Source organism: Nocardia macrotermitis, assembly GCF_009604405.1.
Classification (GTDB): domain Bacteria; phylum Actinomycetota; class Actinomycetes; order Mycobacteriales; family Mycobacteriaceae; genus Nocardia; species Nocardia macrotermitis.
In genome coordinates this window covers 189,419-200,672 of the sequence record NZ_WEGK01000004.1, presented here as the reverse complement: position 1 = coordinate 200,672, position 11,254 = coordinate 189,419, and the positions used below count along the sequence as shown (strand labels likewise).

The window sequence follows — 11,254 nt, the reverse complement described above, 5'->3', positions numbered from 1 at the left end:
CCCGGTTCCGGTGCAGAGTGGACCCGGCCACTTTGATGCCCTGACAGCTGTGCGGGGATGTCGTGTCCAGCGAAGTGCCGAACGCCCGGCTGGTGTCCGGTTCTTCGGAAAGTTCCGGCAGCCGATCAGCGGTTGGGGAGCGCGGTATATGTTGTGCGGCAGTTTATTCCGGGTATTCGCGAGCAGCGGGAACATGGGGCGGGCTGTCGGGGCGGCAATCGCTCCGGGCCTGCGGGCACGATGTCGTCGCAAACCCGCGTAGCGACGACCGGGTTGGCGATGGGAGCTTCTCGACTGCGGTATGTGTTGTGGGGCAGGGGGTTTCGGGAGGTTTCATGATCGACGGGTACTCGGGTGGTGATGGGTGTCACTTGGGGATACAGGTAGTGGGGTACTGCGGATTTTCTCGCGGGTGGGATGGATCGTGGGAGGGGACGGATCGTCCGTCGGGCCGCGGCAGTGCGTGTGGGCCTGTACCGCGGTCAGTTGGAGTAGGAAAACAGACGGTGGATCAGATCCTGTACTGGAATCTTCAGGTGCTCGGGGCGAACAGGACGGAGCACGCCGATGTCGGAGGAATGGCCAGGGCGCTCGCGATGACGCATCTGGCGATGTACGAGGCGTACCGCGGTATCGCCTCGATCCCATATCCCAGCTATCTCGCCGACCCGCCGGTTCCGGAACCGGGTGCGGCGCCGGACGCGGCCATGGCGGTCGCCGCGCACACCATCCTGACCGCGCTGTATCCGCAGTGGACCGCGCGCCTGGACAACGCCCTGCAGCGCACCGGCCTGAGCAGTTCGGGCCGCACCGGCGGCACCGCCCACGGCCTGGCGGTAGCCCAGGCGATCCTGGCCGTGGCCGGCGTGCCGGAATGAGTGGCCGCCAGCCGCTCGCGCATCGACTGAACCGACGGCAGACAATTTCTGGCTAACTCACCGTAGACTGAGTGCTCCACGGTTGTCGGGTGACGGCGGGAGTGGCGCATGACGGACACCGATGTCGATTCGGGACCGCTGCGGGGCAGGGCGCGCTGGTTCGCGCTGGGGGCACTCGCGCTGGCGGCGGGCACGCTGGTGTTCGACGCCACCATCGTCGGCGTGTCGATGCCCGCGGTCATCGCGGGCACCGGACTCGGGTTCTCCGCCGCGCAGTGGGTGCTGTGCGCGTACTCGGTGGTGTTCGCGGCGCTGCTGATCACCGCCGGGCGAGTGGGCGATCGGGTGGGGATGCGCACACTCATGGCTATCGGTGTGGTGCTGGTCGTCGCGGGCAGTCTGCTCGCCGCCGCCGCACACCATCCGGACCTGCTGATCTGGGGTCGGATCGTGCAGGGCGCCGGGGCGGCGTGCGTTCCGGCGGGGGTGTTCAGCGCCATCGACGCGGTGTTCCGCGGCCGCGATCGGACCCTCGCGTACACCGCCGGCGGGGTGGCGCTCGGCGTCGTCGCGGTGCTCGGCGCGCTGCTGGGCGGCTGGCTGACGACGTCGTTCACCTGGCCGTGGATCTTCCTGGTGAACGTGCCGATCGGCGCGATCCTGCTGGCGGGCATCCTGGTCGTGGTACCCGAGGTCCGCACCGAGGATCGCGGCCTGGACATCGACGGATTCCTGCTCGGCGCGGCCGGTTTCGCGGTGGTCGTATTCGCGCTGATCGAGGGCGCGGCCTACGGCTGGGGGCGGCCGCTGCGGGCCTTCCCGGTGTTCGGCCTGCACTGGTCGGTGCGCGCGGCGGCCTCACCCGCCCCGGTGCTGCTGGTGCTCGGGATCGTGCTGCTGGTGCTGTTCCTGCTCTGGGAGCATCATCGCGCGCAGTCGGATCGTCCTGCGCTGCTGGATCTTTCGCTGTTCACCAAGCCCGCGTTCCGGTGGGGTGCGGCGGCGGCGTTCGCGAGCGCACTGACCGTTTTCGGCCTGCTCTTCGTACTGCCGCTGTATCTGGTCGACGTGTTGGACCTGTCCACGTTGCACAGCGGCCTGATCGTCGCGGTCGCGGCGCTGGGGGCACTGCTCGGCGGGCTGGTCGCGCGGGGGCCGGTGGCCGAACTCGGGCGGGTGCGGATCGTGCGGCTGGGTCTGGCCATCCAGACCGTCACCATCGCCCTGACCGCGCTGTGCATCACCGCGGACATCTCGCCGTGGTGGGTCGCGGTGCTGCTGCTGTGCTACGGCCTCGGGCTCGGCGTGACCTGCGCACATCTCACCGCCATCACGCTGTCCGGCACCCCGCGCGAGCGCAGTTACCGCCGCGGCCGCGCCGCCCAGACCACGCTGGCCGGTTTCGGCGCGTCCCTGGGCGTGGCGATTCTCGGCGGCGCGCTGTCGCTGTCCCTCGGTCACGCACTGACCGATCGGCTCGCCGCGATCCACGATCTGCCGCATCGCACCGCCCGCGAGGTCACCATCGTCACCCACGATTCGGCCGGCGGCGCGATCGCCGCCCTGCGCGCCCACCACGCCGACCCCGCCGTCGTCGAGGCCCTCGCCCGCGGCTTCACCGACGCCACCCGCGCCGCCCTCCTGGTCGCCGCTGTAATCCTGCTCCTGGGCTTCTGCGCCGCCACCCGCATCCCACCCGGCGTGGTGCGGACGCTGCGCGCGCAAGCGGTCTCGGACGCTGCGCCCGAGGCGAAAGAGGCCGCCGACGAGGTCTCCACCCCGGATCGAACCGACGCCAGCGAGGATTGATCCGTTCGGCGATGCCGCGTGAATCCGAGTGCGACAACGTTACGGGCGCAATGGAATTCGCGAGTCGCTGACCAGTGGCGCGTTCGAGGCGCGGTCGTGCGTCGGCTGGTCGAGCGCGCCGTTCGATCAATGCGGCCGAGCCGCGTGCCGGTGATGGGATTCGCGTGTCGGGGCATACGGGACGTTCGAGGCGCGATGTGCGTCGGCTCGTCGTGTGCGCCGGTCAGTCGATGAGGCCGAGGGCTTGCAGGTGGCGGAAGACGAGCATGGAGCCTGGGGCGACGTGTGGCATGGCGGCGTATTCGCCGACGGTGAAGTAGCGGAGTTCGGCGATCTCGCTGGTGGGGTGCGGGTCGCCGCCGAGGTCGGCGGTGAAGCAGGTCATGTGCAGGGCGGTGCCGGGGGCGTGGCCGTACGCCTCGCATTCGAAGACGCCGAGTTCGGTGTACTCGGTGACCTCGACGCCGAGTTCCTCACGGACCTCCCGGTGCAGGGCCTGCACCGGGGTCTCCCCGGGATCGATCTTGCCGCCCGCCATGTAGAACACGTCCTTACCCGTCGAACGCGCCTGCAACAGCCTGCGATCGCGGACGTAAGCCAGCGCCGCGGTGCGAATCATGGTGTCCACCTTCTTCTTCGGTCCGTCAGTGCGCGGTGGGCGGGGCCAGCTTCCAGTGCTCGTGCAGCGCCCCGGCGATCTCGGGCAACACCGTCACCGGAATCCTCTTGTGCCGCAACATCTTCCGAATCTGCGCGACCTGCTCCCGCTTGCGATGCTCATAGGCGTTGGACACCGGCCGCACCACCGGCGGAATAGACAGCAGCACCAGTTCACCGTGCTGCTCGTCCCCACCGGACAGATCCAGCGCCAACGCCCAGCGTGCCCGCTCGTCCAGCGTGAACCGCCCCGCCACCACCCGATCCCACGCGATGGCACTCTCGTGCAGCGGCGTCCGCCGCGAGATCGCCTGCTCCCCGAGCACCACCACATCCCGCCCGAACAACGCCACCAACACCGCGATCCCCACCGCACTCCCCGCGAACAACCCGGTGAACACCCGATTCACCCCGAACGCCCCCACGATCCCCCCGCAAACCACCGCGGTAGCCACCACCCCCAACACCCCATAAACCAACACCCGCTGCCCCGGCACCACACCCGCACGCACCATCGCTCGGTCCTTCCCGTCCACGACAGCACCGTACCGGCCCGAAGCAACAGCAGAAACCGCGGACCACACCCGCCCGACCCCCACAAGGCCACTCGCTCCGATATACAGCCCGGGATCATCATCCCGTACCCAGCGCGACGGCAGCGCAGATCGCCGCCGACTGGCAACGTGAACTACCGGGTGCTAGCACCGAATCCATCGAAGTCATCACGCCGCTGTGGCGGGTTGCCAAGTTACTGAGCGAGGAGCGGCAGCGCACCCTGGCCCGGCTCGACATCGACGAATCCACCCTTGACCTGCTCAGCACTCTCCGCCGTGCCGGCCCGCCCTATCAGCTGACGACTCGTCAGCTCACCGTTCGCAGCCTGGTGACCGCCGGCGCCGTCTCGCAACGCCTGGCTCGCGCCGAAACCGCAGCGCTGATAATCCGCGAGCCGACCACCTCGTCTCGCCGTGGCATCCTGGTGACTCTGACTGCCGAGGGGCATGAGCTGATCGAGCGGGTGGTCCGTGACTTGCTCGATCATGAAACCACGCTCATCGAGCGTCTCACTGCTGCCCAGCGAACAGCCCTCATGGACGGACTGCGATGCCTCGCGGCAGTGGTACGCCCAGGTCACCCGATATAGCGGCGGTCCACGATGCGTCGCGAGCACAGTGCGGTTCCGTAGGTGATCTGTCGGCGGCTCGATCCGCGCCGTCTCAGGGACGCAGGGCGACCGCGGCCTCGGCGGTGTAGACCAGGAAGGTCAGGCTCTCCTGGAAGTACAGTTGTACCGTTTCGGCGTCGTGGGACAGGTAGCCGATCGAAAGGTCTTGTCCCAGTTGGAGATCGAAGTCGCCGCCGCGGGTGGTCAGGACGAAGGCGCCGTCGATGGCGGGGGCCCAGATGATGTCGCCGTCGGGGATGAGGCGTTCGATGTGGGTGCGGATGGGGTAGCCGTGGTCGGAGGTTTCGCTGACCGCGGTGTAGAGGTCGGCGTTCAGCAGCACCGAGTACGGGCCGTCCACACCGGCCAGCCGCAGTGCGGTGACGGCCTGTGCGATCGCCTCGGGGGCCTGCCGGGCGTCGGCGGGCGGGGCGATCGGATCGTTCGAGGAGGACGCCCGGATCCCGGTGATCCCGGCCGCGGCGTATCCCTCGAAGATCGCGCGGTCCTCGGCGTAGGCGATCTTGCGCGCGGCATCCTTCACCGCGTCCAGATCGGTGTCCTGCCCGCCGCGCTCGACATTGTCGAGTTCCTCGCGCGAGAGCGTGAACGGCACCCGCAACTCCACCACCGGCGCGACCTGCCGCTGCCGCGCCACGATGCCCTCGTCGGGCGCGTCGATGACGGTGGTGCGGCCCAGGCCGACCGCGGAGAACTCGGTGCCGTGCGGTCCGGACACGTCGACCACGCGACGTCCGGCGATATGGCGTTTGAAGGTGCGCTTGGCCTCGTCCTCGATCGCCGACCACGCCTCGGACGTGATCGGTGCGAGTTCGCGGTGCAGATTGTTCATCGCTGGAGTCCTTTCGACGTGGCCGGGCCGGTGGGCCGGACCGCTCGCGTACTCGACCCGATCATGCCGGGTCCTTACTTCAATGTGCCGATGCCCAGGGAGCCGTCCCCGGAACTCGCGGGCGCGGGTTCGGGTACGGCGGGCGCGGTGGGTGGATCGGGCAGATCGTCCAGGAAACCCGCGGGCGGGGTGAAGAACAGGGTCCCGGTGATCGGTGTGGAGAAATCCAGGATGCGGTCGTAGGCGGCCTCGTCGCTGCCCAGGAACATCCGCTCGAGCATGCGTTCGGTGACGCTCGGCGTCGCGGCGTAGGCGATGTAGTAGGTGCCGAACTCGCTCTCGCGCACACTGCCGAAGGGCATGTTCGCGCGCAGGATCTGCCGCTGCGTACCGTCCGGATCGATCAGGGTGTTCACCGCGACGTGCGAATTCAGCGGCTTCTCGGCATCGGACATCTCGTAATCGCCCAGCTTGCTCCGGCCGATCACCCGCTCCTGCTCCGATACCGGCAGCGCGTTCCACGCCTCCAGATCGTGCAGGTACTTCTGCACGACGACGTAACTACCGCCCGCGAACGCCGCATCCTCCGCGCCGATCAGCGCCGTCGAGGCCGCGAACGCGCCCTCGGGATTCTCGGTGCCGTCCACGAACCCGAGCAGATCGCGCTGCTCGAAATAGCGGAACCCCACCGTCTCGTCCACGATCGTGGCCGCGCCGCGCAACCTCTCGCCGATCGCCATCGCCAACTCGAAACAGGCGTCCTGAGCTTCGGCCTTGATGTGGAACAGCAGATCGCCGGGCGTGGTGGGAGCCTGATGCCGCGGGCCGGCGAAACCGGGGAACTCGTGCAACTCGGCCGGGCGTGGACCGGCGAACAACCTGTCCCACGCCGCGGACCCGATACCGGTCACGCAGCTCAGATCCGCGCCCGGGACCCGGAACCCCACCGAACGACGTAGACCGGACAGGTCCGCGAGCAGTTCGCGGACGCTGCTCTCGCCGCCGTCGTCGATCGTGACGACCAGGAACCGCGCGGCTCGGGTGAGCGGATCGAGGATCTGCTGCGCCTCACTCATGATCGACAGCGTACGGGGACCCACCGACAAAGACGCGGAATGGCCCCCCGCACTCGCTATTTCGCGACAGCCACCCGGCTACTTCGCGACCGTCAACAGGAACGCGACATCCTCGACCGCGGAGACGCTGTGCCGGGCGCTGGGCACGATCAGCAGATCGCCCGGCGAACCCTTCCACTCGTTGGCCCCGCTGAACAACGTGAGTGTGCCGGACAACACCTGCAACGTCGCCTCGCCCGGATTCTCGTGCTCGGCCAGGCTCTGCCCCGCGGTCAGCGCGATGACGGTCTGTCGCAGCGAATGGGTGTGGCCACCGCAGAGGGTCTGCGAACTGCGCCCACTGGTATTGGCCGCGGCCAGTTTGAGCTGTTGGCGGGCCACCGCGGTCAGGGATTTCTTGTCCATGAACAGCCTTTCACGCCTGTGCCGTGCGAGTTGTCACGGGCTGAATAGTCGTGAGTATGCCGGAGAGGCCGGTCGAGAACGTGCTGTTTCACATTGCAATTCGATGTTTCGTCCGGATCATCCGCGTTCGTCCGGATCGGCCGGCGTCAGCGTCTGGTGTAGTGCCGCACGCGGTAGCGCAACCCGGTGCTGGACTGCTCCCACGGCGAATCCCGCGCGACCCACTCCGGGCCGATATCGGGCGCGTACGCGTCGCCGTCGATCTCCGCGTCCACCTCGGTGACCATCAGCTCGGTCGCGTATCGCATTGCGGCACGGTAGATTTCGCCGCCGCCCATGACCCAGAGCGGATCGGTTCCGGGTGTCCGCAGCGCCTGTTCCAGCGAATCGGCGTGCTCGGCCCCGGTCGCCGCCCAGTCCGGCTGCCGCGTCAGGACGATATTGCGGCGCCCGGGCAGCGGCCGGAAACGCTCGGGCAGCGAATCCCAGGTGCGACGTCCCATCACCACCGGATGTCCGCCGGTGACCTTGCGGAAATGGGCCATATCCTCGGGAATGTGCCACGGGATCGCATTGTCCCGGCCGATCACGCCGTTCCTGGCCTGCGCCCAGATCAAGCCGATCCGCGTCATACCGCGACCGGCGCCTTGATCGCCGGATGATGCTGGTATCCGACCACTTCCACATCGGAGTACTCGTAGTCGAACAGTGACGGCGCGGGCCGCAGATGCAACTGCGGGAACGGATACGGCTCCCGGTCGAGCTGCTCTCGCACCTGCTCGACGTGGTTGTCGTAGATATGGCAGTCCCCGCCGGTCCAGATGAAATCACCCGGCGCCAGCTCGGTCTGCTGGGCGACCATCAGGGTCAGCAGGGCATAGCTCGCGATATTGAACGGCACACCCAGGAACAGATCCGCGCTGCGCTGATACAGCTGGCAGGACAGCTTCCCGTCCGCGACATAGAACTGGAACAGCGCGTGGCACGGGGCCAGCGCCATCCGGTCCAGATCGGCCACGTTCCACGCCGAGACGATCATCCGCCGCGAATCGGGATTGGTCCGCAGCGTGTGCAGCACCTCGGAGATCTGATCGATCTGCGCACCGTCCGGCGTCGGCCAGGACCGCCACTGCACCCCGTAGACCGGCCCCAGCTCGCCGCGCGCGTCGGCCCATTCGTCCCAGATGCTCACCCCGTGCTCGTGCAGCCACGCCACGTTCGAATCGCCGCGCAGGAACCACAGCAATTCGTAGACGATCGACTTCAGATGCACTTTCTTCGTGGTGATCAGCGGAAACGCGGTCGACAGGTCGTACCGCAGCTGATGTCCGAACACACTGCGCGTCCCGGTCCCGGTCCGATCGGATTTCGCCGTCCCCGTGCCGAGCACCAGCCGCAGCAGATCCTCGTACTGGGTGTCGGGAAAGACGTCGGATACCGCTCTGAGCCGCGAGTCGTCCATGACAGGCAGCTTACGCAGATTTCGGAAGGCGAGTACTGCCGCGGCTCCGACGCCAGCTGTCGCGTACGGGGTGAAAGCCGAGCATCGGATCGTGCACATCTCTTGCGCTCTCGATATAATATCAGTACCGTATCATACGAGACTCATACTTTAGGGGTTTGGATGCCCACCGCACATCTGGTCGTCACGCTCATCGCCATCGGTGCCAATGCGTTCTCCGGCCTCGCCGCGATCACGCGGTTCGGGCCGATCATGAAGACTCTCGGTCCGGCGATGGAGACTGCGGGAATCCCGCAGTCCTGGTTGATCTTTCCCATCGGCACCTTGAAAACCGCGGGCGCGGCAGGTCTTGCGATCGGCCTGCTCGGTGTGCCTCTCATCGGCACGGCGGCAGCGATCGGTCTGGTCCTGTTCTTCGTCTGCGCTGCCTACACCCATATTCGAGTGAGTGACTATTCGCAGACGTTCTTCGGTGCCGTGACGTTCTTCCTGCCCCTCGCCATCGCGAGTCTGGCTCTCGGCCTGGCCGGTTAGCCGCCGCTCCATGAAAGGCATTCCCATGCGTATCGCCGTATTCGGAGCCAACGGGCCCACCGGTCGGCTCCTCACCGATCTGGCATTGGCCGCGGAGCATGACGTCGTTGCGGTAACGCGCCGTCCGGATTCGTTTCCGCTGCACCATGATCGACTTACCGTGGCCGGCGCCGACGTACTCGACCAGGCCGCGCTCGACCCTGTCCTGGCCGGTACGGACGCTGTGCTGTCGGTGCTCGGCGTGCCGTTCGGCAGGGCGCCCGTCGTGACCTACTCCCACGGGATCGGCAACATCATCGCGGCCATGCGCCGACAGGGCGTGCGGCGGCTGGTCGCCGTTACCTCGACCGCGGTCGATCCGCATCCCTACGCCGATGCCGGATTCCTGTTCAACCGCGTACTTCAACCGTATGTGGTGAACGTGCTCGGCAAAACCGTCTACGACGACATGCGGCGCATGGAAGACCTCATCCGCGCGAGCACCGTGGAGTGGACGATCGTGCGCCCGGCCGGACTGTATGACCGGCCCGATATCACCGCCTATCACATTGCCGAGGGCCGCGCCGAGGGGCGGTTCACCGCACGTACCGACCTCGCTGCCAGTCTGCTGGCGCTGGCTGGCGACGTCCGGTATCTGCGCAAAGCCGTCGGTGTGATCACGACCGTCGGCAACCCGGGTTTCTTCCGGTTGGTCCGAAAGGAAGCATTCGCCGATCGCTGACTGGACACCGTCGCCTGACGAGATCCGATCCGTACGACCTGAAATCCGTACAACCTGAAAGGACATGCACGATGACCGACAGCAACGCGACACCGAAGGTCGATATGACGACCTCCGACTTCGAGCCGATGTACCGGGGCGACGAATTCTCCACCGGCCTCGTCCTCGAACGCGCGCCATGGGACATCGGACGGCCGCAACCGCTGGTCGTGGAATTCGAACAGCAGGGCCGCATCACCGGGGAAGTACTCGATATCGGCTGCGGCCCCGGTGACAACGCGGTTCATCTCGCCGGCCTCGGGTACGTGGTCACCGGTCTGGACGTCGCACCTACCGCCATAGCGCAGGCCCGCGGCCGAGCAGCGGCACGTGGGCTGGCGGTCGATTTCGCCGTCGCGGACGCGACCGTCCTCGAGGGGTACGACAGCCGCTTCGACACGGTGCTGAGCAGCGGTCTGCTGCACAACCTCGATCCGCGACAACAACGCGAACATGTGGATGGGCTGATCCGAGTGCTGAAACCCGGCGGCCGACTGATCCAATTCTGTTTCACTCCGGCCGAGCACGGCGACCTGTACTCGCCCCATCCGGTTTCCGAACAGCGGCTCCGCTCGCTCTTTGCCGAGCCGACCTGGTCCATCACGGCCCTGCGAACCGGTCGGCTCGAAACCAACGGATTGGCCGACCAGATGCTCGAACGCTTCACTCGGCACGACTTCCATCCGGAATTCGACGAAGCGGGAGCGCCACAGCTACCGGTGCTCGTACTCGAGGCGAACAAGGCACTTTCACTCCACTGACCATGGAGTATCAATGTGGGCGACGCTCCGGCGTCGGAGAGGGCGCGCGGTGGGTGCCGGTTTCCGCGCCGACCATGGAGCGTCCACCCGGGAACCGCTGGTTGTGGGGGTTTGGCAAGCTTGCGGGGTGCGGAAGCTTTATGTGATCGGGATCGGGGCCGGGGATCCGGAGCAGGTGACGGTGCAGGCCGTCAATGCCATGCGGCGGGCCGAGGTGTTCTTCGTGATCGGTAAGGGGGAGGCCAAGCGGGAGTTGGTGGAGGTGCGGACCGCGATTCTGGCCGCGCACATGGATCGGGAATACCGGATCGTGGAGATCGTCGATCCGCCGCGCGAGCGCACGGTGGGGGACGGGGAGTACCGGGACGTCGTGCTGGATTGGCATGCGCGGCGCGCGGCGCTGCTGGGGGAGGCGTTCGCGGGGCACGACGGGGTCGGGGCGATTCTGGTGTGGGGGGATCCCGCGCTGTACGACAGCACGTTGCGGATGATCGAGCGCGTCGATGCCGTGATGCCGCTGGACTACGAGGTGATTCCCGGCGTGACCAGCGCCCAGGCCCTGGCCGCCCGACACCGGATCGTGCTGCACGAGATAGGCGAACCGGTGCACATCACCACCGGCCGCCGCCTGCGCGAGGAAGGGCTGGCGCCCGGCGTGCCCACGGTGGTCATGCTCGACGGCGAGACCTCCTTCACCGGCGTTCCCGGCGACGACGTGCACATCTGGTGGGGCGCGTACCTGGGCATGCCAGACGAGGAACTCATCGAAGGCCCGCTGCGTGCGGTGGAATCGCGAATCCTCCAGCGTCGCAACGAACTCCGCGAGCAGAAGGGGTGGATCATGGACATCTACCTGCTGCGCCGGGATGTCGGCTGAGTCCGTCGTGGTCTGAA

At 67.3% G+C, this 11,254-nt stretch carries 14 protein-coding genes; 7 read left to right on the top strand and 7 right to left on the bottom strand.

What is annotated here, in order from left to right:
* Positions 1-506 precede the first annotated feature (506 nt).
* Both NRB20_RS11115 and NRB20_RS11110 read left to right on the top strand, forming a co-directional pair.
* Positions 507-878, top strand: coding sequence for a hypothetical protein (locus NRB20_RS11115; protein ID WP_153410000.1), 372 nt, complete (start codon positions 507-509; stop codon positions 876-878).
* 108 nt (positions 879-986) lie between these two features.
* The gene (locus NRB20_RS11110; RefSeq protein WP_153409999.1) at positions 987-2,687 is read left to right on the top strand and encodes an MFS transporter; all 1,701 of its coding nucleotides are present in this window, start codon (positions 987-989) and stop codon (positions 2,685-2,687) included.
* A 223-nt stretch (positions 2,688-2,910) separates the two neighbouring features.
* Here NRB20_RS11110 and NRB20_RS11105 read toward each other — a convergent pair whose 3' ends face one another.
* Positions 2,911-3,306 (bottom strand): NUDIX hydrolase, encoded by a 396-nt coding sequence (locus NRB20_RS11105; RefSeq protein WP_153409998.1) that lies wholly within the window; start codon positions 3,304-3,306, stop codon positions 2,911-2,913.
* A 25-nt stretch (positions 3,307-3,331) separates the two neighbouring features.
* Entirely contained in the window at positions 3,332-3,880 is a 549-nt protein-coding gene (locus NRB20_RS11100; RefSeq protein WP_319944744.1) for a hypothetical protein, read from the bottom strand.
* Positions 3,881-4,008: 128 nt separating this feature from the next.
* Between NRB20_RS11100 and NRB20_RS39545 the strand changes: the two genes are divergently transcribed.
* Positions 4,009-4,488 carry a MarR family winged helix-turn-helix transcriptional regulator gene (locus NRB20_RS39545; RefSeq protein WP_406603816.1) on the top strand — a complete coding sequence of 160 codons (480 nt, stop codon included), beginning with the start codon at positions 4,009-4,011 and terminating at the stop codon, positions 4,486-4,488.
* A 73-nt stretch (positions 4,489-4,561) separates the two neighbouring features.
* On the opposite strand, the gene NRB20_RS11090 is transcribed toward NRB20_RS39545, so the two are convergent.
* The 5 genes from NRB20_RS11090 to NRB20_RS11070 all read right to left on the bottom strand — a co-directional run bounded on the left by NRB20_RS11090 (position 4,562) and on the right by NRB20_RS11070 (position 8,305).
* Complete coding sequence (locus tag NRB20_RS11090; protein ID WP_153409996.1) at positions 4,562-5,362, bottom strand: family 1 encapsulin nanocompartment shell protein; 801 nt, start codon at positions 5,360-5,362, stop codon at positions 4,562-4,564.
* Between the two features lie 74 nt (positions 5,363-5,436).
* Complete coding sequence (locus NRB20_RS11085) at positions 5,437-6,438, bottom strand: Dyp-type peroxidase (protein WP_153409995.1); 1,002 nt, start codon at positions 6,436-6,438, stop codon at positions 5,437-5,439.
* A gap of 78 nt (positions 6,439-6,516) precedes the next feature.
* On the bottom strand, positions 6,517-6,843 hold the full coding sequence (locus NRB20_RS11080) for a cupin domain-containing protein (RefSeq protein ID WP_040819011.1): 327 nt from the start codon (positions 6,841-6,843) through the stop codon (positions 6,517-6,519).
* Between the two features lie 146 nt (positions 6,844-6,989).
* Positions 6,990-7,475: a dihydrofolate reductase gene (locus NRB20_RS11075; protein WP_153409994.1), complete on the bottom strand. Its 486-nt coding sequence runs from the start codon at positions 7,473-7,475 to the stop codon at positions 6,990-6,992.
* Positions 7,472-8,305, bottom strand: a complete 834-nt coding sequence (locus NRB20_RS11070; RefSeq protein WP_153409993.1) for a thymidylate synthase — start codon at positions 8,303-8,305, stop codon at positions 7,472-7,474. Before NRB20_RS11070 ends, NRB20_RS11075 begins: the two co-directional genes overlap by 4 nt.
* Positions 8,306-8,467: 162 nt before the next feature.
* Between NRB20_RS11070 and NRB20_RS11065 the strand changes: the two genes are divergently transcribed.
* From NRB20_RS11065 to cobF, 4 genes are all read left to right on the top strand, one after another.
* Positions 8,468-8,839, top strand: a complete 372-nt coding sequence (locus tag NRB20_RS11065) for a DoxX family protein (RefSeq protein ID WP_153409992.1) — start codon at positions 8,468-8,470, stop codon at positions 8,837-8,839.
* A gap of 25 nt (positions 8,840-8,864) precedes the next feature.
* Entirely contained in the window at positions 8,865-9,560 is a 696-nt protein-coding gene (locus tag NRB20_RS11060) for an NAD(P)-dependent oxidoreductase (protein ID WP_153409991.1), read from the top strand.
* A gap of 71 nt (positions 9,561-9,631) precedes the next feature.
* Entirely contained in the window at positions 9,632-10,360 is a 729-nt protein-coding gene (locus tag NRB20_RS11055) for a class I SAM-dependent methyltransferase (protein ID WP_227833415.1), read from the top strand.
* A gap of 127 nt (positions 10,361-10,487) precedes the next feature.
* A complete protein-coding gene (cobF, locus tag NRB20_RS11050) occupies positions 10,488-11,237 on the top strand; it encodes a precorrin-6A synthase (deacetylating) (protein ID WP_319944743.1) in 750 nt (249 codons plus the stop codon).
* The last annotated feature ends 17 nt before the right edge of the window (positions 11,238-11,254 follow it).